The sequence below is a fragment of the Stenotrophomonas maltophilia genome (genome assembly GCF_013464485.1).
Classification (GTDB): Bacteria; Pseudomonadota; Gammaproteobacteria; order Xanthomonadales; family Xanthomonadaceae; genus Stenotrophomonas; species Stenotrophomonas maltophilia_AW.
In genome coordinates, this window is sequence record NZ_RAUX01000034.1 from 21,256 (window position 1) to 42,597 (window position 21,342).

26 protein-coding genes and 1 tRNA gene are annotated in these 21,342 nt (G+C 65.7%); 16 read left to right on the forward strand and 11 right to left on the reverse strand.

What is annotated here, in order from left to right; all coding sequences use genetic code 11:
* Positions 1-10: 10 nt before the first annotated feature.
* Together D7Y61_RS15730 and D7Y61_RS15735 are read right to left on the reverse strand one after the other, a co-directional pair.
* Entirely contained in the window at positions 11-490 is a 480-nt protein-coding gene (locus D7Y61_RS15730; RefSeq protein WP_180867614.1) for a hypothetical protein, read from the reverse strand.
* Between the two features lie 88 nt (positions 491-578).
* Positions 579-821 (reverse strand): hypothetical protein, encoded by a 243-nt coding sequence (locus D7Y61_RS15735; protein ID WP_180867616.1) that lies wholly within the window; start codon positions 819-821, stop codon positions 579-581.
* 192 nt (positions 822-1,013) lie between these two features.
* Between D7Y61_RS15735 and dusA the strand changes: the two genes are divergently transcribed.
* The 4 genes from dusA (at position 1,014) to D7Y61_RS15755 (ending at position 4,840) form a co-directional block, all read left to right on the forward strand.
* Positions 1,014-2,045, forward strand: a complete 1,032-nt coding sequence (dusA, locus tag D7Y61_RS15740) for a tRNA dihydrouridine(20/20a) synthase DusA (protein ID WP_180867618.1) — start codon at positions 1,014-1,016, stop codon at positions 2,043-2,045.
* A gap of 213 nt (positions 2,046-2,258) precedes the next feature.
* Positions 2,259-2,633: a hypothetical protein gene (locus D7Y61_RS15745; protein WP_049399851.1), complete on the forward strand. Its 375-nt coding sequence runs from the start codon at positions 2,259-2,261 to the stop codon at positions 2,631-2,633.
* A 73-nt stretch (positions 2,634-2,706) separates the two neighbouring features.
* On the forward strand, positions 2,707-3,390 hold the full coding sequence (locus D7Y61_RS15750; protein WP_004136763.1) for a response regulator transcription factor: 684 nt from the start codon (positions 2,707-2,709) through the stop codon (positions 3,388-3,390).
* A gap of 25 nt (positions 3,391-3,415) precedes the next feature.
* Positions 3,416-4,840, forward strand: coding sequence for an ATP-binding protein (locus D7Y61_RS15755; protein WP_094001618.1), 1,425 nt, complete (start codon positions 3,416-3,418; stop codon positions 4,838-4,840).
* Between the two features lie 129 nt (positions 4,841-4,969).
* On the opposite strand, the gene D7Y61_RS15760 is transcribed toward D7Y61_RS15755, so the two are convergent.
* Both D7Y61_RS15760 and D7Y61_RS15765 read right to left on the reverse strand, forming a co-directional pair.
* The gene (locus D7Y61_RS15760) at positions 4,970-5,761 is read right to left on the reverse strand and encodes a zinc-dependent peptidase (protein ID WP_180867620.1); all 792 of its coding nucleotides are present in this window, start codon (positions 5,759-5,761) and stop codon (positions 4,970-4,972) included.
* Positions 5,728-6,006, reverse strand: coding sequence for a hypothetical protein (locus D7Y61_RS15765; protein WP_180867622.1), 279 nt, complete (start codon positions 6,004-6,006; stop codon positions 5,728-5,730). The genes D7Y61_RS15760 and D7Y61_RS15765 overlap by 34 nt, the downstream gene beginning before the upstream one ends.
* 144 nt (positions 6,007-6,150) lie before the next feature.
* Between D7Y61_RS15765 and birA the strand changes: the two genes are divergently transcribed.
* The 4 genes from birA (at position 6,151) to D7Y61_RS15785 (ending at position 8,827) form a co-directional block, all read left to right on the forward strand.
* Positions 6,151-7,119 carry a bifunctional biotin--[acetyl-CoA-carboxylase] ligase/biotin operon repressor BirA gene (gene birA / locus D7Y61_RS15770; protein ID WP_180867624.1) on the forward strand — a complete coding sequence of 323 codons (969 nt, stop codon included), beginning with the start codon at positions 6,151-6,153 and terminating at the stop codon, positions 7,117-7,119.
* Complete coding sequence (locus D7Y61_RS15775; RefSeq protein WP_180867626.1) at positions 7,116-7,847, forward strand: type III pantothenate kinase; 732 nt, start codon at positions 7,116-7,118, stop codon at positions 7,845-7,847. The genes birA and D7Y61_RS15775 overlap by 4 nt, the downstream gene beginning before the upstream one ends.
* Before the next feature lie 9 nt (positions 7,848-7,856).
* Positions 7,857-8,711, forward strand: a complete 855-nt coding sequence (locus D7Y61_RS15780; protein WP_180867628.1) for an SPOR domain-containing protein — start codon at positions 7,857-7,859, stop codon at positions 8,709-8,711.
* 40 nt (positions 8,712-8,751) lie between these two features.
* Positions 8,752-8,827: transfer RNA gene (locus D7Y61_RS15785), tRNA-Thr, on the forward strand.
* 198 nt (positions 8,828-9,025) lie between these two features.
* Here D7Y61_RS15785 and D7Y61_RS15790 read toward each other — a convergent pair.
* The 5 genes from D7Y61_RS15790 to D7Y61_RS15810 all read right to left on the reverse strand — a co-directional run bounded on the left by D7Y61_RS15790 (position 9,026) and on the right by D7Y61_RS15810 (position 12,090).
* Positions 9,026-9,358: a hypothetical protein gene (locus tag D7Y61_RS15790; protein WP_180867630.1), complete on the reverse strand. Its 333-nt coding sequence runs from the start codon at positions 9,356-9,358 to the stop codon at positions 9,026-9,028.
* Entirely contained in the window at positions 9,355-10,071 is a 717-nt protein-coding gene (locus D7Y61_RS15795) for a hypothetical protein (protein WP_180867632.1), read from the reverse strand. Before D7Y61_RS15795 ends, D7Y61_RS15790 begins: the two co-directional genes overlap by 4 nt.
* Positions 10,071-11,033, reverse strand: a complete 963-nt coding sequence (locus D7Y61_RS15800; RefSeq protein ID WP_219627976.1) for a transglutaminase-like domain-containing protein — start codon at positions 11,031-11,033, stop codon at positions 10,071-10,073. Before D7Y61_RS15800 ends, D7Y61_RS15795 begins: the two co-directional genes overlap by 1 nt.
* A gap of 103 nt (positions 11,034-11,136) precedes the next feature.
* The gene (locus D7Y61_RS15805) at positions 11,137-11,352 is read right to left on the reverse strand and encodes a hypothetical protein (protein WP_180867636.1); all 216 of its coding nucleotides are present in this window, start codon (positions 11,350-11,352) and stop codon (positions 11,137-11,139) included.
* 336 nt (positions 11,353-11,688) lie between these two features.
* The gene (locus tag D7Y61_RS15810) at positions 11,689-12,090 is read right to left on the reverse strand and encodes a hypothetical protein (RefSeq protein WP_180867638.1); all 402 of its coding nucleotides are present in this window, start codon (positions 12,088-12,090) and stop codon (positions 11,689-11,691) included.
* Positions 12,091-12,672: 582 nt separating this feature from the next.
* On the opposite strand from D7Y61_RS15810, the gene D7Y61_RS15815 reads away from it, so the two are divergent.
* Positions 12,673-13,443 carry a DUF3011 domain-containing protein gene (locus tag D7Y61_RS15815; protein ID WP_180867639.1) on the forward strand — a complete coding sequence of 257 codons (771 nt, stop codon included), beginning with the start codon at positions 12,673-12,675 and terminating at the stop codon, positions 13,441-13,443.
* Positions 13,444-13,467: 24 nt separating this feature from the next.
* Here the strand turns inward: D7Y61_RS15815 and D7Y61_RS15820 are convergent, their stop codons facing one another.
* Complete coding sequence (locus D7Y61_RS15820; protein ID WP_049456593.1) at positions 13,468-13,815, reverse strand: hypothetical protein; 348 nt, start codon at positions 13,813-13,815, stop codon at positions 13,468-13,470.
* Positions 13,816-13,945: 130 nt separating this feature from the next.
* On the opposite strand from D7Y61_RS15820, the gene rocF reads away from it, so the two are divergent.
* From rocF to D7Y61_RS15835, 3 genes are all read left to right on the forward strand, one after another.
* Entirely contained in the window at positions 13,946-14,866 is a 921-nt protein-coding gene (rocF, locus tag D7Y61_RS15825; RefSeq protein WP_049448235.1) for an arginase, read from the forward strand.
* Between the two features lie 160 nt (positions 14,867-15,026).
* Positions 15,027-15,164 carry an entericidin A/B family lipoprotein gene (locus tag D7Y61_RS15830; RefSeq protein WP_005407710.1) on the forward strand — a complete coding sequence of 46 codons (138 nt, stop codon included), beginning with the start codon at positions 15,027-15,029 and terminating at the stop codon, positions 15,162-15,164.
* A gap of 203 nt (positions 15,165-15,367) precedes the next feature.
* Positions 15,368-15,589, forward strand: a complete 222-nt coding sequence (locus tag D7Y61_RS15835) for a CsbD family protein (protein ID WP_180867640.1) — start codon at positions 15,368-15,370, stop codon at positions 15,587-15,589.
* Between the two features lie 66 nt (positions 15,590-15,655).
* Here D7Y61_RS15835 and D7Y61_RS15840 read toward each other — a convergent pair whose 3' ends face one another.
* Entirely contained in the window at positions 15,656-16,456 is an 801-nt protein-coding gene (locus D7Y61_RS15840) for a hypothetical protein (RefSeq protein ID WP_180867641.1), read from the reverse strand.
* A gap of 108 nt (positions 16,457-16,564) precedes the next feature.
* Between D7Y61_RS15840 and D7Y61_RS15845 the strand changes: the two genes are divergently transcribed.
* The 4 genes from D7Y61_RS15845 (at position 16,565) to D7Y61_RS15860 (ending at position 21,182) form a co-directional block, all read left to right on the forward strand.
* Positions 16,565-17,857, forward strand: a complete 1,293-nt coding sequence (locus tag D7Y61_RS15845) for a tryptophan--tRNA ligase (RefSeq protein ID WP_180867642.1) — start codon at positions 16,565-16,567, stop codon at positions 17,855-17,857.
* A gap of 134 nt (positions 17,858-17,991) precedes the next feature.
* Positions 17,992-18,288, forward strand: coding sequence for a hypothetical protein (locus D7Y61_RS15850; protein ID WP_180867725.1), 297 nt, complete (start codon positions 17,992-17,994; stop codon positions 18,286-18,288).
* A gap of 204 nt (positions 18,289-18,492) precedes the next feature.
* The gene (locus D7Y61_RS15855) at positions 18,493-19,425 is read left to right on the forward strand and encodes an MBL fold metallo-hydrolase (RefSeq protein ID WP_180867643.1); all 933 of its coding nucleotides are present in this window, start codon (positions 18,493-18,495) and stop codon (positions 19,423-19,425) included.
* Between the two features lie 104 nt (positions 19,426-19,529).
* Complete coding sequence (locus tag D7Y61_RS15860; RefSeq protein ID WP_180867727.1) at positions 19,530-21,182, forward strand: M28 family metallopeptidase; 1,653 nt, start codon at positions 19,530-19,532, stop codon at positions 21,180-21,182.
* Positions 21,183-21,342: the final 160 nt, after the last annotated feature.

The following is a 21,342-nucleotide window of genomic DNA, read 5'->3' on the forward strand; positions in this document are numbered from 1 at the left end:
CGTTGTTGCATCAGTGCCTGCGGCCCATGCACCTGACTTCCACCCGCATATCGGTGTCCATCACTTCGCCGGTGCAGATCATCTGGTTGTCGCCCGGCCCGATGTTGGGGCGCACGCCCAGATCGAAGAGGTAGCGATTGAAGTCCATGTAGGCGTCACTGGTGATGCCACCGGGGAACTCGTACACCACCGGCTTGCCGTCCTTGGCAACGTCTGCTTTGGTCTCTGGAACCGGGTTGCCGTGAATGTCGCGGCCGGTGCCGGGAATAGGCGCCCAGCTTTTCATCTCGATGTCGTAGGAGGCCTTGATCCTGGAACCATCGGCGACGTTCAGGGGGGGCGCCGGGCGGCCCGCAGTCAGCGAGATGTTCTTTCCCCTGACCGAATTGACGAACGTCGTGTTCGCCGCATACCCGCTGGCGCGCAAGGAGGCATTCAACTGCTCGACAGCGCGGCTGCCTGCATCTGAGCGTATGAACACCCTTCGCACGGAATATTCAACTGCGCGTGCGCTCCCTGCGCACAGAGCAGCAACGCCACCGTAGTGGCGTATCGGACAGCCTCATCGAATTTGATTCCTAGATGGATGGATTGGGTAGGAAATGAATGACCATCCTGGCTACTGCCGCAATGACCAGCGCAATCGACACGGCGCGGGTGAAGCGATGAATCTCGCGCCGTTGGAAGGGTATCCATACCGTGAGCAGGATGGTCGTGAGACCAAAAACCAGTACCGGGGTGCCGGAGGTCGTCATCGCCATGCACAGGCTGATGAAGGCGAACAGCTCCAGGACCAGTTCGATATAGGTGCGTTGCTGCATTACATGTTCCGTTTGCTTGGGACATCCATGGCGCACATCGCTATGCGGCACCAAAATGATATCACTTCTCATTCGCATTTAATGGCGTGACGGGCGTGTGCCACATCGGGAATGGGGCATCGGCGCTTCGCACACCGCCTGACGCCCCGGCGCCATTCATCCACCCGGTGTAAACTATTGATCTCACTGGCAATGCCAGTCTCCACGATCAACACTCCGATGACGTCCGCCACCGCCCGTTACGCCGATTCCCTGCGCCTGTCCGTTGCCCCGATGATGGACTGGACCGACCGCCATTGCCGCGTGTTCCATCGCGTGCTGGCGCCGGGCGCGCGGCTGTACACCGAGATGGTGCATGCCAACGCGGTCATCCACGGCGACCGTGAGCGCCTGCTCGGCTTCGATGCCAGCGAACAGCCGCTGGCGCTGCAGCTGGGCGGCAGCGATCCGGCGCTGCTGGCGCAGGCCGCACGCATCGCTGCCGAGTGGGGCTATGACGAGGTCAACCTCAACTGCGGTTGCCCGTCCGATCGCGTGCAGGCCGGGCGTTTTGGCGCCTGCCTGATGCGCGAGCCGGTGCTGGTGGCCGAGTGCGTGGCGGCCATGGTCGATGCGGTCCAGATCCCGGTGACGGTGAAGTGCCGCCTGGGCGTGGACGAAGACAACGACTACGACGTGTTTGCCAACTTCGTCGATCGCCAGGTTGCCGCCGGTGCGGCGATGGTAGTGGTGCATGCGCGCAACGCGTGGTTGAAGGGTCTGTCGCCGAAGGAGAACCGCGAGGTTCCGCCGCTGAAGTACGACTGGGCCTATCGCCTGAAGCAGGAGCGCCCGGCGCTGCCGGTGGTGATCAATGGCGGCCTGGCCAGCATCGAGGCGGTGCAGGCCCAGGCCGCGCACGTCGATGGCGTGATGCTGGGCCGTGCGGCCTACCACGACCCCTATCTGCTGCATCAGTTGGAGACGCTGCACACCGGCGCCCCGCTGCAGACCCGCGGTGATCTGCTGCGCGCGCTGCGCCCCTATGTGGAAGCGTGCCTGAGCGAAGGCCTGGCGCTGAAGCACATCACCCGCCACCTGCTCGGCCTGTTCCACGGCCAGCCCGGTGGTCGCGCATTCCGCCAGGTGCTGAGCGAGGGCGCGCACCGCCCGGGCGCCGGCTGGAGCCTGATCGAACAGGCCCTGGCGGTCACCGAACGCGAAGCTGATCGCGCCGCAGCGTGACCGCAGTCACATTCCTGACTTGACAACGGGCGGCGATTCGTCCCGAATGTTCACTTAGCTGAACGACGCGGGCGCAGGACCAGAAAAGTTCAGACCGGATTCACTGCTCCAAACCAAGAATTTGCAAAGGAATTGTAAAGCGCCGGGTCCCGAACCCGGTTCCCGGATTTACGACTTTTGAACGAATCGCCCAGCTCGGCTAGGATCGCATCGATGTCTTCCGCTCCCTTCCATCGCCGCATTGCCCTGGCCACCTGCGTGGTGCTGTCGGCTGTGCCGCTGTCTTCGGCGCTGGCGCAGCAGCCGCCGCGCGGAGATCAGGGGCGGGCGGAGATGATGGAGCGGGGCGAGCGCGGCAACCGTGGCGACGAGCGTTCGCTGTCCGATGCCGTGCGCCGCGTGCAGCGCACCACCGGCGGCCATATCCTCGGCGCCGAGCGCGTGCCGTTCGATGGTCGTGACATCAACCGGGTGAAGTACATGGACGATCGGGGCCGGGTCCGCTACATGGACGACCCCGCCCCGTCGCGTTCACAGCCGCGCACCCCGCGGTCGGATATGTCATCACTACGCGGCGATAACCCCTGAACAGGGATAGTTGTCGCTATCAACCCGTACCCCACAGGCCTCCGGGCCACACCCAGGACACTAGGGAGAGTTCATGCGTATCCTTCTGGTCGAAGACGAAGCCCCGCTGCGTGAGACCCTGGCAGCCCGGCTCAAGCGCGAAGGCTTTGCCGTCGATGCGGCGCAGGACGGCGAGGAAGGCCTCTACATGGGCCGTGAAGTTCCGTTCGATGTCGGCATCATCGACCTCGGCCTGCCCAAGATGTCGGGCATGGAGCTGATCAAGGCCCTGCGTGATGAAGGCAAGAAGTTCCCGGTGCTGATCCTGACCGCGCGTTCGAGCTGGCAGGACAAGGTCGAGGGCCTGAAGCAGGGCGCCGACGATTACCTGGTCAAGCCGTTCCATGTGGAAGAGCTGCTGGCCCGCGTCAACGCGCTGCTGCGCCGCGCCGCCGGCTGGAGCAAGCCGACCCTGGAATGCGGCCCGGTCGCCCTGGACCTCGCCGCGCAGACCGTCAGCGTGGCCGGCAGCAATGTCGACCTCACCAGCTACGAGTACAAGGTGCTGGAGTACCTGATGATGCATGCCGGTGAACTGGTCTCCAAGGCCGACCTCACCGAGCACATCTACCAGCAGGACTTCGACCGCGACTCGAACGTGCTGGAGGTCTTCATCGGCCGCCTGCGCAAGAAGCTGGACCCGGATGGCGAACTGAAGCCGATCGAGACCGTGCGCGGTCGCGGCTACCGTTTCGCGATTCCGCGCAACGAGGGCTGAGCCGGCTTACCCTGGCGATAGCACGATGTCCGGCCGTCTGTGGTTCTTCCGACGCTGGCGGCCGCGCTCACTGCAGGCGCGCCAGATGTTCGCCGCGTCCGTGGGCCTGGTCGCGTTCCTGGCGCTGGCCGGTTACGCGCTCGATGCCGCCTTCGCCGATACGGCGAAGGCGAACCTGCGTGAGCGCCTGAAGAACTACGCCACCGCCTATGCGGCCGGCATCGACTTCACCCGCGACCGCTCGCTGTACATCCGCGAGCAGCCGCCGGATTCGCGCTTCGATGTGCCCGGCAGTGGCCTGTACCTGCAGGTGGTGATGCCGCACGGCAAGGGCAATTCGATGTCCGCCGAAGGCCCGATGCTGCCCACCGTTGGCGGCGGCCTGCTGGCGCCGCGCCAGGAAGTGTTTGAAGGCCCGCTGCCGATGATCCAGATCGACGGCAGCCAGGGCTCGGTGTACCGCTATGGCCTGGGCCTGGTGTGGGACGCCGATGCCGACCCCGCCACCGAATTCCCGTACACCATCTACGTGATGGAAGACTCGCGCGCGCTGGGTGCGCAGCTGCGCGTGTTCCGCAGCCGGGTCTGGTTCTACCTGGGCGGCATCGGCCTGATCCTGCTGCTGCTGCAGACCGTCATCCTGCAGTGGAGCCTGCGCCCGCTGCGCCGCGTGATCACCGAGCTGACCAAGGTGCAGCGCGGCGAGACCGAGCGCATGAGCGAGCGCCACCCGCGCGAGCTGGAACCGCTGACCGACAGCATCAACGCCTTCATTGAAAGCGAGCGCGAGAACCTGGAGCGCCAGCGCAACACCCTGGCCGACCTGGCGCACAGCCTGAAGACGCCCATCGCGGTGCTGCGCACGCAGATGGACAGCGGCGCCGGCGATGGCGCCCTGCGCGAGGAACTGGACGTGCAGCTGCAGCGCATGAACAACCTGGTCTCGTACCAGCTGGCGCGCGCTGCGTCGTCGGGCCACAAGCTGTTCTCCGCGCCGTTGCCGATTGAATCCAACGCCGAGGAAATCGTGCGTGGCCTGGAAAAGGTCTACGCCTCGAAGGGCGTGCTGTGCGAATTCGACATCGACCCGGCCGCGCGCTTCCACGGCGAACCGGGTGATCTGCAGGAGCTGCTCGGCAACCTGCTGGAGAATGCCTTCAAGTGGGCCAACCGTCGCGTGCTGCTGACCGCACAGCCGCTGCCGGCACCGAACGCGCGCCGCGCCGGCCTGCTGCTGGCGGTGGACGACGATGGCCCGGGCATCGCCCCGGATGACATCGGCAAGGTGCTGCAGCGTGGCGTGCGTGGCGACGAACGCGTGCAGGGCCATGGCATCGGCCTGTCGATCGTGCAGGACCTGATCAAGGACTACCGCGGTGAACTGGCCGTGGGCCGTTCCAGCGAACTGGGCGGCGCTCGCTTCGAAGTGCGCCTGCCGCCGGGGCCGTAATCGCGCGCGTTCCCGTCCGCCGGGCATCGCCTTACGCCACAACGCGTGCGTAATCCGGTAGTGCCGGCCGCTGGCCGGCAACCCCATGATCTTCGGCAGCATTGGCAGGTTGCCGGCCAGCGGCCGGCACTATCGCGCGTTGATGGCCGGCGGCTCGCCATACAACCGCCGCAGCTGCGCGGCCACCTCCGGCAGTGCCTGCTGCAGCAGATCCGGCGCGGAGAAGTGGTACTCGCTGGCCACCGCGAAGAATTCTTCCGGTGCCTCGGCTGCATAGGGGTCGATCAGCGTTTCCACGCCCGCGTCCACCTGCGCGCAGAAGCCATCGTAGGCGCGCTGGAACGTGCCGGCCCATTCGCGCTGCCATGCGCGCGGCAGCGGCGGCGTGCCGTCCATCGCACCATCCAATGCATCCAGCTTGTGCACCATCTCGTGCACCGCCACGCAGTAGCCTTCGTGCGGCGCGGCCAGGTCGGCCTGCACATCGGCCCAGGACAGGATCAACGGGCCGCTGTCCCACGATTCGCCAATCAACTCATCGTCCCATTCGTGCAGCACGCCAGCCGCATCCATGTGGCTGCGGTGCACGCGGAACGCATCGGGGTAGACGATCAGCTGTGACCAGCCTTCCAGCCCCACTTCACCGAATTCCAGCAGCGGCAGGCAGCACAGCGCAGCCAGCAGCACGCCATCGCTGGCCTGCAGCTGCAGCTCACCAATTGGGGTAATGGTCTTTTCATGCAGGAAGCGCGTGGCCAGCACGTGCAGGCGTGCGCGGCGCTGGTCATCCAGGCCGTGCAGCCAGGCCGCGCGGCGGCAGGCCTCATCCCACAGTGCATCGTCGATCGGCCGCGGCGCGGGCCGCAGCCACTGCAGCAACGACTTGATCAGCGGAACATTCCCGGCAGGTAGCTGTGCCACTTCGGCGCGCGGATGCGCGGCAGCATGTCGTCGTCGCTGCCACCGCCGCCGGTGGTGGTGCTGGCCGCTGGCCGCACCGGTGCCTGCTTGGTGGTTGCTGCCGATGCGCTGGCGGTGGGCGCGCGCTGCGAGGCGGCATCACCGTTGGAGGAGACACATGCCCCGCGGCTGTCGTCCAGCGCTGCCGTCGCAGACGCCGCGAAGGGCATCATCAGCAGGATCAGGCAATGGGCATAACGGCGCATTGACGACATCCACGTTAAGGGAAGGTGAGTTCCCGATTCTAGCCCGAACCCGACGCCTCGTTGGAAGCCCCGGCAGAACCCAGCGTGGCGGGCGTCGCTGATGGCTTTCCCGCATAATTCCGTTCTGACCTTGTGGAAGCTGCCGTGGACGATCGCCAATTGCTGGCCAAACTCGCTGCCGGTCGCCTGTCCGGCGACGCCCTGGCCCGTGAGCTGGGCCAGACCCGGGCGGCCATTTGGAAGCGTATTCAAGGACTTAGAGCCGCCGGTGTAGACATCGAAGGCCGTGCCGGCGAGGGCTATGGCCTGACCCGGCCGGTCGATCTGCTGGATCCGGCCGCGATCCGCGCCGGCCTTCCCGCCGACGCCCAGGCGCTGCTGCATGACCTGCAGGTGGCCTGGACGGTGGACTCGACCAACGCCGAATTGCTGCGTTGCAGCGCGCCCCTGCGCGGGGTGAGCGTCCTGCTGGCCGAACGCCAGACCGGTGGCCGCGGCCGCCGCGGCCGCACCTGGGCCTCGCCGCTGGCGGCGCACGTCTACCTGTCGGTGCTGCGCCTGTACTCCGGTGGCCTCGGCCGCCTGGCCGGGCTGAGCCTGGTGGCCGGGATCGCCGTGGCCGAAGCCCTGCACGACCTGGGCTACACCCAGGCGCAGCTGAAGTGGCCGAATGACCTGATTGTCGATGGACGTCGCAAGCTGGTCGGCCTGCTGGCCGAGGGCGGTGGCGAATACGCCGGCCCGGCGCGCGCGGTGATCGGCATCGGCATCAACACGCACATGCCACCGTCGTTCGCCGAGCAGATCACCCAGCCATGGGTGGATCTGGACACGCTGGCCGGCAAGCCGGTGGACCGCAACGTCGTGGTCGCCGCCGTACTCGCGCGCCTGCTGCCGGCACTGGAAGAATTCGACCGCGAAGGCCTGGCGCCGTTCCTGCCGCGCTACGCCGCGTTCGACATGCTGGCCGGCCGCGAAGTGCGGGTGGAGCTGGAGGGGCAGTGGCAGCACGGCACCGCACTCGGCCTGGCCGCCGACGGCGCACTGCGTGTGCGCATCGATGGCCAGGAGCGCCTGCTGCATGCCGGCGAAGTCAGCGTGAGGGCAGCATGAGCGATTGGTTGTTCGATCTCGGCAACTCGCGCTTCAAATTCGCGCCGTTGCAGGGTGACCGTGCCGGCGACGTGCAGGCCTGGGCGCATGGCGCCGAAGGCATGGCCGGGCAGCCGCCGCACAGCCTGCCCAGTGGCAGCACCGCGTTCGTCGCCAGCGTGGCCGCACCGTCGCTGACCAGCGCCATGCTGGACCAGCTGCAGCGCCGCTTCGAGCATGTGCATGTGGTGCGCACCAACGCCGAATGTGCCGGCGTGCGCATTGCCTATGCCAAGCCCGAAAAGTTCGGTGTTGATCGCTTCCTGGCGCTGCTGGCTGCGGCCAAGGCGCAGCGTCCGGTGCTGGTTGTCGGCGTGGGCACTGCGTTGACGATCGATCTGCTCGACGCCGACGGCCAACACCACGGTGGCCGCATTTCCGCATCGCCCACCACCATGCGCGAAGCATTGCACGCCCGTGCCGTGCAGCTGCCGGCCACGGGCGGTGACTACAGCGAATTCGCCAACGACACCGCCGACGCGCTGGCCTCCGGCTGCGATGGTGCGGCCGTGGCGCTGATCGAACGCAGCGCACAGCAGGCGAACGCGCTGCTGGGCGTGGCTCCGTCGCTGCTGGTGCATGGCGGTGGCGCACCAGCGCTGATGCCGCTGCTGCCCGGCGCCGACTACCACCCGTCGCTGGTGCTGGATGGTCTCGCCCGCTGGGCGGTGCACCAGCCCGCAGGCTAGTATCCGCGCATGCTGACCCGTGCCCTGATCGTCGTACTGGCCATCCTCAATCTTGGCGTCGCCTGCTGGTGGCTGCTGCGCGATCCACCGCAAGCGCCCGCGCCGCCGCCACAACCGGCCGGCGTGGCCGAGCTGCGCTGGGTGCCCGGTGGGGCTGATGCGAATGCCGCTGCTGAAGCCACCGCTGCCGCCCCGACCGCACCGCTGATGGAGCGCGAACCGGCCGAGAAGACCGCCGTGGCAGCGACGCCCGCGCCCGCGGTGCCGGCCAAGCCCGAGCTGGCCAAGCCGCAGGTGGCCGAGGCCGTACCTGCACCGGCACCCGTGGCCGTTGCTGCAGCCGCCAAGCCCGCGCCCGCAGCGGTTGCGGAAAAGCCCGCGACGCCGCCAGCCGCCCCGGAGCCGCCGCGCTGTGTCGCACTGGGCCCGTTTGCCGACCGCGCCGCCGCGATCGCCGCGCAGGGCAAGGCCGGCAATGCCATCAGCCAGGTGCGCCTGCGCGAACAGCCCGCCGCCAGCGGCAGTGCCCGCTACCGCGTGCTGCTGCCGGCTGCCGCCAACCGCGAAGAAGCGCAGGCCACGGTCAAGCGCATCGTCGCCGCCGGCCTGAGCGACTACTACATCATCAGCCAGGGCGAGGACATCAACGCCGTGGCACTGGGCCAGTACCGCAACCGCGAAGGTGCCGAGCGCCGCGTGGCAGCGGTGCAGGCCGCCGGCTTCCAGCCGCGCCTGGTGGCCAGCGGCGACGCCGGCCAGTGGTGGCTGGAAGGCCAGCTGGCGGCAGGTACGCAGCCGGCCCAGGCCCAGCAGCGCAGCGGCGCGGCCCAGAGCCGGTCGCTGGAATGCGCGCGGTTGCGCTAGAATCCCCTCACCGCGGCGCTGCCGCCGGTGCACCACCCATGCCGCTTTAGCTCAGTTGGTAGAGCAACTGTCTTGTAAACAGTAGGTCATCCGTTCGATTCGGATAAGCGGCACCATCCCTCGTAGTCAGCGCCCCTTCGCGCTGCTCTTTCTGGACTTCGGCTGGAGCCCGGCCGCGCGCTGCTCCAGGCATTCGTTCCCTAGCCAGAGCGGCGTTAGGGGGCTTTGCAGTTCGCGTTGCAGCAGTTGTAACCACTCGTGAGGGCAGGCTTTCAGGTCGGTAGCCATGGCCAAGCGAAAATGTAGAGGCGGCTTTAGTTAGCAGCCTTTCGTCGGACTGACAGAAAAGTGAACGTCGCCAAGAAGTGGATCACCGGGAACAGGGTCACGTAGATGTCGGCCCCTGGACCAAGACGCAGGCGATGGGGAACGAACCCCAAGCCACATGCGGCCAGACCGGAAAGAACGACAATGCCAGTAAGTGTGGTTCTGACTTGGGCACTGAACGCATTGAGGTGCATGGCCAGGAACCACAATGCGCCGAACACGCCATACACGAGAATTTCTTGATCCTTCGTGTAAAGGAAGATCTGGGCGAGGTAGAGCGCCAGGGATAGCAATAGAGCGATGGGAGCCAGCGCTTTCATGGCTGCTGGGTCCTCCGCGTGATCTCTTCCGCACTCTGAGACCACACTTCCCTGGACTGGTTGTTCTTGGGGTCAAAGGCGCGTTGCAGGAAAGAGTCACCCTCGCCATACGTAATGATGTTCTGGGCACCGCCAGCTCCGGACTCCGTCGTTCGCAGCACGATGCCCCAGGTTGCGGCATGGTCGCCGGTCGTGACATTCAACACTGCATTGCCGCCGTTTTGGAGCGGTACTTGGTACGACATCACGTTGTCCTGCCCCGTGAACCTGCTGATCGCGTTGTTAGCGTTCACGTCGATCTTGTTGCCCTGCAAAGTGGCGGGCTGGTTCTGCATGGGGGTTGGGTTGTTGACTAACTGATTGTTCAACCGCTGGCCATAAGCGGCATCACCACTACCGGCCGAATCAGAGAAACGGTACACGTGGTGGAATGTGGAATCCTGCGGGCTGATAATCGCGGGAAAACCTTCTGGCCTCGGGAAGTTCACGGTGGGCAAGCCGCCGCCAATCGGCACCAGCTGGCAGGTGTTGCCGGCGCACTTGATATCGCGGCCATCGGGGTCAACGAACTTGTAGGGGTTGTTCGCTGCGTAGGAATAGCGATTGAAGCTGGCACCCGTGTTCGGACTAGCCTTCACGGGATCGGTCGAGGCATGAGCGGTGGTCGCCACCAATGCTATCGACAGCACACTACCCGTCAGAATTGCGCGCATCACGATCCCCCTTGGCCTTTGTCTTTCATGTTGTTGAAGTGGTGCAAGTAGCGCTGCCTTTCCGCCGGTCCCCACTGACGCCAGCCCAAGGACTCGGCCTTTTCGTACCAGGCCAAGTTTTGCTTACTGTAATCCAGATACTCGGCGCGAAGCTCCAAAGGTATCTGTTCTGCCTTCGGATACTTAGCCTTGAACCACTGTTCGATGAGCAGGTAGTAAGCATCCCCACGAAATGTCATTGCGTTGACATCCTTAGGGTTGACCGCAAGGACCAGGTCGCTCGCCGCCAACATGCGTTCGGCCTGCTTCCTCTCCCGGTAGTGGGGCAATAGGGAAGCGGTTGCGAACAGTGCCACCGTTTCCCGTTGCGAGAAAGGGCGGAGGAACGTGTCGTTGCGCGTCGCCTCGGGTGGAATGCTCATGGCCTGTTCGTAGCCACTATCCGGATGGAACAAGGCACTGGTGGCCTCGAAATTCGTCCATTGGCCCTGTTCTTCGTCGCCGTATTTGACGATCAAGTGATACGGCGCCGTGGTCATGGTCAATGGCAAGCCGAGCCGCTGGCCGATGATCAAGAAGGCGATCGGCATGATGACGCACTGGCCCTTGCGGGTGGAGAAGTAGTGCGACAGCAAGCCCTTCTTTACGTCTTGGCCGAACGGGTCGGTGTAGTCGTAGCCGAATGGTCGATGGTCATTCCAAGGACCCGGCTCGTAGAGTGTCGAAATGAGCAGGTTCATCTTGACCTTGTTCGACGCATCGGCTGGAAACCTGGCCCGCGCCTTCGCTGCCCACTGATCGACCTCGCGCAACGTAGCGTCAGGGTCGATGGAAGGATCAATCATTCGGTCGATCGCGACTTTGGCGCTTGCCAAATCGATAGAACCTTCTGGCTGCAGCAGCAGGAGGCGTAGCGTTGTTTCCTGGGGAGTGGACGTGGTCGCCCAAGCTGATGCAGCCATGAGGGCCAGGCACAGGCCCAGCACCCCTACGAATCGCCAGCAGACATTTCACCCCATTGCCCCTCCTTGACGAACTCACTGTATCTCTAATCACTGGCTCGTTCTAGAGAGCGATTACCGATGCCCCGCCATGGATAGAAAATCGCCCAAGTGCCATGGCCGTGAAGTAATGCAGGTGCTCAAGATCGCTGGCAGGATCCTGATCCCTGAGGACAATCTCGAAGAGCCGCAAGAGATCGACCCACTTGAATGATGTGTTTCGGATACGACCGTAGTAGAGGTTGTAGCCATCGACGTAAACAGCGGTCGCAATAGACATCATTTGCTTCCTGCAAATGTGAAAAAACCGCCTTTCGGCGGTTTTTTCGTCCCAAGCCGTTGAGTCAACCTAATGACGCAGCAAGGGAGGAGTAGTGAGGCCATGATATGGCGGACGGAGCATCTCGGCAACCGGTCCTTCATCATCATTGATGACTGGGGTTGTTGCATTGATTCGATAAGCGGGCAACGAGCTTCAAGTGATTGGAGCCGACCTTGGCAGTCGGGCTCAATGAGGAAAGTTGCGCTTCCTTGCGGCCAACCGCATCAGGCACCGGAAACATGAAGTGTGGCAGGTCGTTCGAGGTTCGCCGTTGGAACTGCAAGCTACGCAGTCTTACCCCCGAACCTGCAACGCCACATACTCTGCCAGCCCCCGGCAGGCCAGCATCAACCCTTCGCGCGTGCCATCGCCGATATCGTCTTTCTCTTCTCCATCCACGCGAACGCGCTCGGCGGCGTGGTACAGCTCCAGCACCGATACCAGACCGGCGGCGGCGCGGTCCCTGCGCGCGGCGTCCACCGCTTGGCCGGGCGTGCTGGCCGGCCCCTGCCACGGCTGTCCGTCGGCGGCATCGCCAGCCTGGATCTGCCGCAGGCACACGGGAAGATTGATAGGCGTGGGTGCGTCGTTCGCGGCGGCGAAGGCGGCTTCCAGGGGCTGCGCCAGTTCGAGCGGCAGATGCAGGGCGTCGTCGCCCAGCGTGGCGGTCAGGTACGGATAGAGGGTCTTGGACATGCGGGCATCCTCGGCGGGAACAGAGGTGCCACCCGAGAAGGGTGGCGGACGATGCGTGGCTTCCAAGACCGGGTCAACGAATCGGCGGGCACGAGGCCCCCACGCACCGCCCGCCGTCGATCGGCTAACGGATTGCCAGCCGACGCCGCTCTTGGGAGGACGGCGCCGGCTGGCAAGCGTACACATCGTTGACAACACGGGCTTGGAAGTCCCGGCCACCTTTGCAGGGGGCGATTCATCATGCGCACGCGAAATACCCGCCTGCCAGTCGTTTGTTTCGATGGCATCGGGTGATATGAAAGGAAAAATGAATTATCGCGATTGGCTTGTTTCAGCCGCTGCAATGCCGAAAACGACATATCGCGCAGCGCAGTCATTCGCTGGAGTTTGACCGGAATCAGCACTGTTTCGAGGCCTTGAAACGCCCGCGAAGTAAAGCTGGCTTAACAGCGCGGGCAAGGCGCCATAACCACCATACCAAATGCGAACGCCAAAACCCGCCGCGCGGCGCATCATTCTCCTCACGCCCCGCGCCGGGCACCCGGCCGCATACTGCGGGCACACACCCTTTGGGAACTGCATATGCGCCGCCACGCTCTGCCGCTCACCGCCGCACTGTTGTCCACCGCCTTCGCAGCCCCGGCCATGGCGGCCGTGCCGTTCTTCAACGCCAGTTGCCCGGGCGGCATCGATGTACACGCCGATGAGGGCGGGCCGGTCTACGTGCAGGGCCGCGAGACGGCGTTGAAGCGCTTCAACGACCGCTATTTCGAAGCCCGCGACGCCAACAGCGGCATCACCCTGTCAATCAGCAGCAACGATGACGGCACGCCGCAGGTCAGCTACACCGGCCGAGGCGGTGCCAATGGCATCTGCCAGGTCAGCAGCACAGGCACGCCCGCGTCCGCCGCAGACAGCGCAGGCCCTCGCGACGCTGCCGCCGGGGATGCCGCGCTGCCGCGCGAGGTCACCTGTGAATCCACCGGCCAGCAGCAGGTGTCATGCGATCTGAACACCCGCGGCAACGTGGAAATCGTGCGTCAGCTCAGCCGCACCCGCTGCGAGGAAGGCAGGAATTGGGGCTTGGCGCGGCATTCGGTGTGGGTCAATGGCGGGTGCCGCGCGGTGTTCCGCAATGTGTCCTCGGTGACTACCCCGGCGCCGGCAGGCGATACCGCATTGGGCGCCTGCAACATGCGCAAGGGCGCGCAGGGTGCGCTGGTGACCCAGATGCCGGTAGGCAGTGACTACCAGGAACTGATCATCGATTACCCCGATGGCCGCTTCCTGTGCATGATGCGCAACAACGGCCAGGTGCAGAGCGTGACGCCGGTTCGCCGACGCGGCAGTTGAATCCGCGGGTTCGGGGCCACGCTGTCAGCCGCCGCTCTTCCGCAGCAGCACCCACGCCAGCATCAGGGCGAACATGCCGACGACGGTCAGGCCGAACCACAGCGCGGCCACCTTCACGTTGCCGATCAACGCCGCCAGCATGCGGTGCAGTTCGCTTTTCAGGATCGGGTATTCAGCGTGCGCCTTGCGCAGGCGCTGCCAACCCAACCCGAGGAACAGCAGAAACGAGAAGGGCGTCAGCAGCAGCGTCGCCTGCATCAGCCAGCCGTTCGGCGATGCATCGATGGAGTTGCTCAACAGAACCGCAAAAACGGCGATGGGCAGCGCCGCCATGAAAAAGCGGGGCCAGGCGGTGTTGATGAAGGGCGACATTGCAATCTTCCATGAAGCGGGGGCGGGTCCGCGCGGCATCATGCCATGCCAATTCACTGCTGCACCGCCGCGAGTGGTGTCACACAGCTCTGGCTAGACTGTGCTTCTTTTTCCCCCGCAGGAGGCACCCATGGCCCATCCCATCTCCGTATCCCTGATTGGCGTTCCCACCGATGTGGGTGCGGGCCATCGCGGTGCCCGGCTGGGACCGGAAGCGCTGCGCGTGGCGGGGCTGCCGGAGGCGCTGGAAGCGCGAGGCGTGGACGTGCGCGACCTCGGCAACCTGGATGGCCCGCGCAACCCGTGGACCGCGCCGGTGGAAGGCTACCGCCACCTGGACGAAGTGGTGGCGTGGAACCATGCGCTGATGGAAGCCAGCTACGCCGAACTGCAGGCTGGACGCATGCCGATCATGCTCGGCGGCGACCACTGCCTGGGCATTGGTTCGATCACTGCGGTGGCGCGCTGGTGCCGCGAGCAGGGCAAGACCCTGCGCGTGCTGTGGCTGGATGCGCATTCGGACTTCAACACCAGCGACGTGACCCCGTCGGGCAACATCCACGGCATGCCGGTGGCCTGCCTGTGCGGCCTGGGCCCGGATGCGCTGACCCAGCTCGGTGGTAGCGCACCGGCGATCACCCCGGCGCAGATGCACCAGATCGGCATCCGCTCGGTGGACCCGGAAGAGAAGCGCCTGATCAAGACCCACAAGGTGGATGTCTATGACATGCGCTACATCGACGAGAACGGCATGAAGCGCGCGGTGGAAGCGGCGCTGGCCGGCATCGACGAGAACACCCATCTGCATGTCAGCTTCGATGTGGACTTCCTCGACCCGAGCATCGCGCCGGGCGTGGGCACCACGGTGCCGGGCGGCGTGAACTACCGTGAGGCGCAGCTGGTGATGGAGATGATCGCCGACACCGGGCGCATGGGCTCGCTGGATATCGTTGAGCTCAACCCCTTGCTGGACAAGCAGAACGCCACCGCCGAGCTGGCCGTGGACCTGGTCGAAAGTCTGTTTGGCAAGTCCACCCTGATGCGCGACTGAGCTCTGCGCCTGAACGGAACGCTGTTTCGTTCACACCCGCTCCACGCCCCTGCCGCCAGATTGCACTTCACGCGGCGGCAGTGGCATTGGCTTCTTCCGCCGAGCGACCGAACCCCATCCGCGAATGAAGCGGTATAGCGGCGAACCCAAGGAGAAGCCCATGAAGCGCGTAGTTGCCCTGATGCTGTTGTCGATGTTCTCGGTGGCCCTGCTGGCCGGTTGCAACACCGTTGCCGGTGCCGGCAAGGACGTGCAGAAGGCTGGCGAAAAGGTTGAGGATGCCGCCAAGGGCCGTTGAGCCTGAAGTGGAACGGAAAGAAGAAGGCCGGGGACTTCCCCGGCCTTTTCTGTTGCGCGTTTTCTGCAGCGCACGTGTCGAAGCGTAGTGAACCATTCAAGCAGGTGAGCATCCATTTCATTGCCGGTTGACCGGCCCTCAACGGCCGCTGCGCGAAGCTGGAGCCACGGTAAGAACGCCGTTGCAGCCAAGGATTCCCAGCAATGAACAAAGACATCATTTCCGGCAAGTGGTCGCAGCTGAAGGGCAAGGCCCAGGCGAAGTGGGGCGATCTGACCAACGACGATTTCGATGTGGCCGAGGGCAATGCCGAGTATCTGGCCGGTCGCCTGCAGGAACGCTATGGCTGGGCCAAGGACCGCGCCGAGAAGGAAGTGCGTGAGTTCCAGGATGCGGTGAGCAAAGACTACCCGGACTACAGGTAAGCACCACGGTTTCCCCCACAGCACGACGCCCGCACCGCGAGGTTGCGGGCGTTGTGCTGTCTGCAGTCAGCGCGCCGGCGGGTCCGGCACGTAGCGGTTGGGGAAGGCCTGCGGTTCGCGCGGCAGGCGCGAGGGCGAATCCACCAGAATGCCGCGCGCACGCAGATTGCGGGCGCTGTCGTAGCGCAGCTGCAGCACCTGGGCCGGACTGCGGCTGGCGCGCTCGAAGTCGGTATCACGCACCGACGACTGTTCGCGTGCGCCATGACCGGTGCCCAGCGCCGGGGCCTGCGACTTGCTGGCGTAGCCTTCGATGCGGCTGGCGCTGGCGTCGGCGGCGGCTTCGGCCTGCGCGGCCGGTGCCGGCAGCGGCCGACTCCGGCGCAGGATCGGGTCCGGGCGCCAGCGACGCGCTTCCTCGAACACCGCAACGCCGACAACACCGATGTTGTCCGGGCGGCCGGTGCGGCTGGCATAGCTGCCGCTGGGGCTGCTGAACACGAACTGCGCCACCTCGTCCTGGCTCTTGCGCCAGCCGGTGATGTCGGCGCGTTGGCCAGGGTTGAGCACGTAGCCGGTCTGCGAGGGATCAGCGTCCTCGCCGGAGATGGCGTTGACGCCGTCCACCGACAGCACCACCAGCACCCGACGCGGGCTGTCGTTGTACAGGCGCACGGCGTAGCGGTGGCCGCGCTCGCCGGCCACCCAGCGCTGGCCTTCGGCGGGGTAGCTGCGCAGTTCGGTGCCGCGGTCGCGGTCGACCAGGGAGATGCGCACCGGGCCGCCCTCGTAGACCGGCGGCGGCATGGGAGCCGGGCGGAAGCCGGCCAAGGGCAGGATCAGCAGCAGGGGCAGCAGGCGTTTCATCGGGCGTCTCCAGCGGGGTTGCGTGAATGAACGCGCCGCGGGCCCTGACGGGGTTGGTGGAGTGCAAGGTAAACTGGCCCCGTTCATCGAAGGTTACCCCACGCAGTCATGACGACCCGAGTCCTTACCGGCATCACCCCCTCCGGCACGCCCCACCTGGGCAACTACGTTGGCGCCATCCGTCCGGCCATCGCGGCCAGCCGCGCGCCGGGGATCGAGAGCTTCTTCTTCCTGGCCGACCTGCACAGCCTGATCAAATCGCAGGACCCGCAGCGCACCCAGCGCGCGACCCTGGAGATCGCGGCCAGCTGGCTGGCCTGCGGCCTGGACCCGGAACACGTGTGGTTCTACCGCCAGAGCGACATCCGCGAGACCACCGAGCTGATGTGGTTCCTGACTGCCATCGCCAGCAAGGGCATCCTCAACCGCGCGCACGCCTACAAGGCGGCGGTGGACAAGAACCGCGAGGAAGGCGTGGACGAGGATGCAGGCGTCAGCGCCGGCCTGTTCATGTACCCGGTGCTGATGGCCGCCGACATCCTGATCTTCAAGGCCAACCAGGTACCGGTCGGCCGCGACCAGATCCAGCACATCGAGATGGCGCGCGACTTCGCCCAGCGCTTCAACCACGTGTACGGCAAGGAGTATTTCCCGCTGCCGGACGTGGTGATCGATGAGCAAGTGGCGACGCTGGCGGGCCTGGATGGCCGCAAGATGAGCAAGAGCTACCACAACACCATTCCGCTGTTCGTGCCGCGCGAGGAGCTGAAGAAGCTGGTCTTCTCGATCCTGACCGACTCGCGTGTGCCGGGCGAGCCGAAGGACACCGAGGGCTCTGCGCTGTTCCAGATGTACCAGGCCTTCGCCACTCCGGAACAGACCGCGGAATTCGCCAAGGCCTTCGCCGCCGGTATCAGCTGGGGCGATGCCAAGCAGCAGTTGTTCGAGCGCATCGACAGCGAGCTGTCGCCGCTGCGCGAGCGCTACAACGCGCTGATGGCCGAGCCGGAAAAGATCGAAGCGCTGCTCAAGCGCCGTGGCCAGCAGCTGCGCGAGCAGCTGGCGGCCCCGTTGCTGGATGAACTGCGCCATGCCGTGGGCCTGCGCGACCTGTCCACTGCCGGCGACATCGCCAGCGAGGACGCCGGCGTGGCCCGCGTGGCACCGCCGCTGTTCAAGCAGTACCGCGAGAAGGACGGCCGTTTCTACTTCAAGCTGAACGCCGGCGACGGCACGCTGTTGATCCAGAGCGAAGGCTTCGATTCGCCGCGCGATGCCGGCCAGCTGATCGCGGTGATCAAGCAGGCCGAGCAGGGCGACCAGCTGCAGAGTGAACTGTTCAAGCTGGAAGCCGAGGTGGACGCGGTGCTGGCGGCCCTGGCTGCGCTGCGCGCCGAGTGATGGATGTAGAGCCGAGCCCACGCTCGGCTTTGCTTTTGTAGAGTCGAGCCGAGCATGGGCTCGGCTCTACAGGGGAGCACAGCAGCCATGGCATGATGTCCGCGCGCCCCCGGCGCGATGACATGGAGTCTGCGATGGCCTGGTTGTCGCTGCTGCTGTTCCTGCCCTGGTTCCTGCTGTTGGGCAGCCTGTACTGGCTGTTCCCGCGCCAGCCGCGTACTGCGCGGCGGCGACTGTTCGATGGCGCCACCCTGCTGCTGGCCTTCGCCCTGAGCATCGTATCGATGCTGTGGGGGTATCGCCTGGGCATGGCACAGCCCGGCGCCGGCCCTATCTGGCCGCAGGTGCTGGCGGTGCTGTACGCCTACGGCGCATTCCTGGCGGTGCTGGTGCTGGCGGTGCTGCTGCGGCCGCGATGGCTGGACCGGTAGCCCCGCCTTTGTAGAGTCGAGCCATGCTCGACTTCGCGTGCCTCTGTAGAGCCGAGCCTATGCTCGGCTGATGCCTGACAGAATGGCAGCCGAGCGTGGGCTCGGCTCTACAGAAGAGCGCCCTCCGACCAAAGCCGCATCGAACCGGGGCCGCCCGCGCGCCTACCATGGGCGTCTGTTCCCGATCCTGCCAGGTGCGTGCCGATGACCGCCGACCCCAGCATCCATACCATCGATACCGGCTTCCAGCGCCCGGACTTCGACGCGGCCTACCTGATTGTTGAAAACGGCCGCGCCGCCTTCGTCGACTGCGGCACCGGCCTGTCCGTGCCGGCGATGCTGCAGGCGCTGGTGGACGCTGGCCTGGGCGTGGAAGCGGTGGATTGGCTGCTGCTGACCCACGTGCACCTGGACCATGCTGGCGGCGCCGGTCTGCTGATGCAGCAGCTGCCGAACGCGAAGGCGGTGCTGCACCCGCGCGGTGCACCGCACATGATCGACCCGACCCGGCTGATTGCAGGTGCCACCGCGGTGTACGGCGCCGAAGAGATCGCGCGCAGCTATGGTCGTATCGAAGCCATCCCCGAACACCGTGTGGTGGTGGCCGAAGACGGGCACCGCATCGACCTGGCTGGTCGTGAGCTGGTGCTGCTGCACACCCCGGGCCACGCGCTGCACCACTACTGCGTGTGGGACGGGCGCAGCCGCAGCTGGTTCACCGGCGATACCTTCGGCATCTCCTACCGCGAGCTGGACAGCGCGCAGGGCGCTTTCATCTTCCCTACCTCGTCCCCGGTGCAGTTCGACCCCGAGGCGATGAAGGCGTCGATCCAGCGCATGCTGGGCTACAGCCCGCAGGCGATGTACCTGACCCACTACGGTCGTGTGGAACAGGTGGAGAAACTGGCCGACGACCTGTTCGAGCAGATCGATGCGATGGCCGCCATCGGCCGCCAGTGCGATGGCCGGCCGGACCGCCACCGCTGCCTGCTGGCCGCGTTGCAGGCGCTGTATCTGGAACGTGCACAGCTGCATGGCTGTGCGCTGGACGATGCGGCGGTGACCGCCGTTCTGGCGATGGACATCGAGCTCAACGCACAGGGCCTGGCCTGCTGGCTGGACCGCATCAGCAGGTAGATCCACGCATGCGTGGATGACGCAGGCCCAAGCCGCACCGCAATGTCGCGACCACGTTACACTCTGGTGACTTCCAAGCCTGCCGTGGTATTGCCGTGAATCCGATGCGCGTGTTGCTGCTGTCGTCCTGCCTGTTCGTCGGTGGCCTGGCCCATGCGGCCAACGACCTGCCGGGTGGCGGCATCGATCCGCAGGCACTGTCGCGGCATGTGCGTGTGCTGGCGTCGGATGAATTCGAGGGCCGCGCGCCGGCCACCGAAGGTGAAGAGCGCACGGTGAAGTACCTGATCGAGCAGTTCCGCAGCTATGGCCTGCAGCCGGGTGGCGTGGACGGCAGCTGGGTGCAGCCGGTGCCGCTGGTGCGTGCGCAGCTGGAAGGCGCGGCCACGGCCAGCCTGTCGCTGAAGCAGGGCAAGCGCGCGCTGGCCAACGGTGTAGACGTGACCCTGCAGAGCCTGCAGCCGCGCAAGCGCGTGCAGATCAAGGATGCGCCGCTGGTGTTCGTCGGCTATGGCATCGACGCACCGGAACGCCAGTGGAATGACTACAAGGACGTGGACCTGCACGGCAAGATCGCCGTGGTGCTGATCAACGACGCTGATTTCGAAGCCGATGCGCCGGGCGCGTTCGACGGCAAGGCGGTGACCTACTACGGGCGCTGGACCTACAAGTTCGAGGAAGCCGCACGCCGTGGCGCCGAGGGCGTGCTGATCGTGCACGAAACCGCACCGGCCGCCTATGGCTGGGCCACGGTGAAGAGCTCGGGCACCTCGCCACTGTTCGACATCGAGCGCGGCCAGGCTGAAGCGATGGCGCAGCACACGCCGCTGCGCGGCTGGATGCAGCGCGAGCTGGCCGAAGCGATCTTCGCCGACGCCGGCCTCGACTTCGATGCCGAGAAGCGCAAGGCCATGCGTGCCGACTTCCGCCCGGTGGACCTGGACAACGCGAAGCTGAGCGTGGATTTCGCGCTCAAGCGCGAGCAGGTGGTGACCCGCAACGTGGTGGCCAAGCTGCCCGGTGGTGAACATGCTGACGAGGCCGTGATCTTCTCCGCGCACTGGGATGCGTTCGGCATCGGCCAGCCGGATGCCAAGGGTGACCGCATCCGCCGTGGTGCGATCGACAACGCCACCGGCGTGGCCACGGTGCTGGAGCTGGGCCGCGTGTTCGCCGCCGGCCCGCAGCCGCAGCGCACGCTGTACTTCGTGGCCCTCACCGCTGAAGAGAAGGGCCTGCTGGGTGCCAGCTACTACGCCGCGCACCCGCTGGCGCCGCTGGACAAGACCGCCGCGGTGCTGAACATCGAAATGTTCAGCCCCGATGGCGCGACCCGCGACATCGCATCGTGGGGCAAGGGCCGGGTCTCGCTGGAAGGGGATCTGGAACGCGTGGCCAAGGCTCGTGGCCGCAGCTACAGCCCGGACCCGAACCTGGAAGCCGGCTTCTTCTATCGCGCCGACCACTTCGCCTTCGCCCGCCTGGGCGTGCCGGCGATCACCATCGGCCCGGGCCTGGACAAGCTGGAAGGCGGCGTTGAAGCCGGCCGTGCGCTGCGCGAGAAGTACTTCGCCGACTGCTACCACCAGGCCTGCGATGCCTGGACCCCAAGCTGGGACCCGGCCGGCCATGCCGCCGACACCCTGCTGGTCTACGACCTGGGCGCCGAGCTGGCCAACAGCCGACGCTGGCCGACGTGGGAAAAGGAATCGGAGTTCCGCGGTGCGCGTGACAAGAGCGAATCCGCCCGTCGCTGATGGGGCAACGACGGCGGAATGACGGGCGATGGATCGTCGGATCAATGGGCCGATGCGACGGTGGGCTGATGGGGCGATGGGGCGATGGTAGAGTCGACTGTCAGTCGACTATCGCGCACAGCGCGGGGTTTTTCGCTATCTGCTCGAAGAGCAGTCGACT

Excerpts from the sequence above, each read along its gene's own strand:
- D7Y61_RS15745 (WP_049399851.1), top strand. The coding sequence starts at position 2,259 with ATGTCTTCCGCTCCCTTCCATCGCCGCATTGCCCTGGCCACCTGCGTG.
- D7Y61_RS15790 (WP_180867630.1), bottom strand. The coding sequence starts at position 9,358 with ATGAAAGCGCTGGCTCCCATCGCTCTATTGCTATCCCTGGCGCTCTAC.
- D7Y61_RS15755 (WP_094001618.1), top strand. The coding sequence starts at position 3,416 with ATGTCCGGCCGTCTGTGGTTCTTCCGACGCTGGCGGCCGCGCTCACTG.
- D7Y61_RS15795 (WP_180867632.1), bottom strand. The coding sequence starts at position 10,071 with ATGCGCGCAATTCTGACGGGTAGTGTGCTGTCGATAGCATTGGTGGCG.
- D7Y61_RS15845 (WP_180867642.1), top strand. The coding sequence starts at position 16,565 with ATGACGACCCGAGTCCTTACCGGCATCACCCCCTCCGGCACGCCCCAC.
- D7Y61_RS15750 (WP_004136763.1), top strand. The coding sequence starts at position 2,707 with ATGCGTATCCTTCTGGTCGAAGACGAAGCCCCGCTGCGTGAGACCCTG.
- D7Y61_RS15830 (WP_005407710.1), top strand. The coding sequence starts at position 15,027 with ATGAAGCGCGTAGTTGCCCTGATGCTGTTGTCGATGTTCTCGGTGGCC.
- rocF (WP_049448235.1), top strand. The coding sequence starts at position 13,946 with ATGGCCCATCCCATCTCCGTATCCCTGATTGGCGTTCCCACCGATGTG.
- D7Y61_RS15850 (WP_180867725.1), top strand. The coding sequence starts at position 17,992 with ATGGCCTGGTTGTCGCTGCTGCTGTTCCTGCCCTGGTTCCTGCTGTTG.
- D7Y61_RS15840 (WP_180867641.1), bottom strand. The coding sequence starts at position 16,456 with ATGAAACGCCTGCTGCCCCTGCTGCTGATCCTGCCCTTGGCCGGCTTC.
- D7Y61_RS15855 (WP_180867643.1), top strand. The coding sequence starts at position 18,493 with ATGACCGCCGACCCCAGCATCCATACCATCGATACCGGCTTCCAGCGC.
- D7Y61_RS15810 (WP_180867638.1), bottom strand. The coding sequence starts at position 12,090 with ATGTCCAAGACCCTCTATCCGTACCTGACCGCCACGCTGGGCGACGAC.
- D7Y61_RS15835 (WP_180867640.1), top strand. The coding sequence starts at position 15,368 with ATGAACAAAGACATCATTTCCGGCAAGTGGTCGCAGCTGAAGGGCAAG.
- D7Y61_RS15815 (WP_180867639.1), top strand. The coding sequence starts at position 12,673 with ATGCGCCGCCACGCTCTGCCGCTCACCGCCGCACTGTTGTCCACCGCC.
- dusA (WP_180867618.1), top strand. The coding sequence starts at position 1,014 with ATGCCAGTCTCCACGATCAACACTCCGATGACGTCCGCCACCGCCCGT.
- D7Y61_RS15800 (WP_219627976.1), bottom strand. The coding sequence starts at position 11,033 with ATGGCTGCATCAGCTTGGGCGACCACGTCCACTCCCCAGGAAACAACG.
- D7Y61_RS15735 (WP_180867616.1), bottom strand. The coding sequence starts at position 821 with ATGCAGCAACGCACCTATATCGAACTGGTCCTGGAGCTGTTCGCCTTC.
- D7Y61_RS15765 (WP_180867622.1), bottom strand. The coding sequence starts at position 6,006 with ATGCGCCGTTATGCCCATTGCCTGATCCTGCTGATGATGCCCTTCGCG.
- D7Y61_RS15860 (WP_180867727.1), top strand. The coding sequence starts at position 19,530 with ATGCGCGTGTTGCTGCTGTCGTCCTGCCTGTTCGTCGGTGGCCTGGCC.
- D7Y61_RS15780 (WP_180867628.1), top strand. The coding sequence starts at position 7,857 with ATGCTGACCCGTGCCCTGATCGTCGTACTGGCCATCCTCAATCTTGGC.
- D7Y61_RS15820 (WP_049456593.1), bottom strand. The coding sequence starts at position 13,815 with ATGTCGCCCTTCATCAACACCGCCTGGCCCCGCTTTTTCATGGCGGCG.
- D7Y61_RS15805 (WP_180867636.1), bottom strand. The coding sequence starts at position 11,352 with ATGTCTATTGCGACCGCTGTTTACGTCGATGGCTACAACCTCTACTAC.
- D7Y61_RS15775 (WP_180867626.1), top strand. The coding sequence starts at position 7,116 with ATGAGCGATTGGTTGTTCGATCTCGGCAACTCGCGCTTCAAATTCGCG.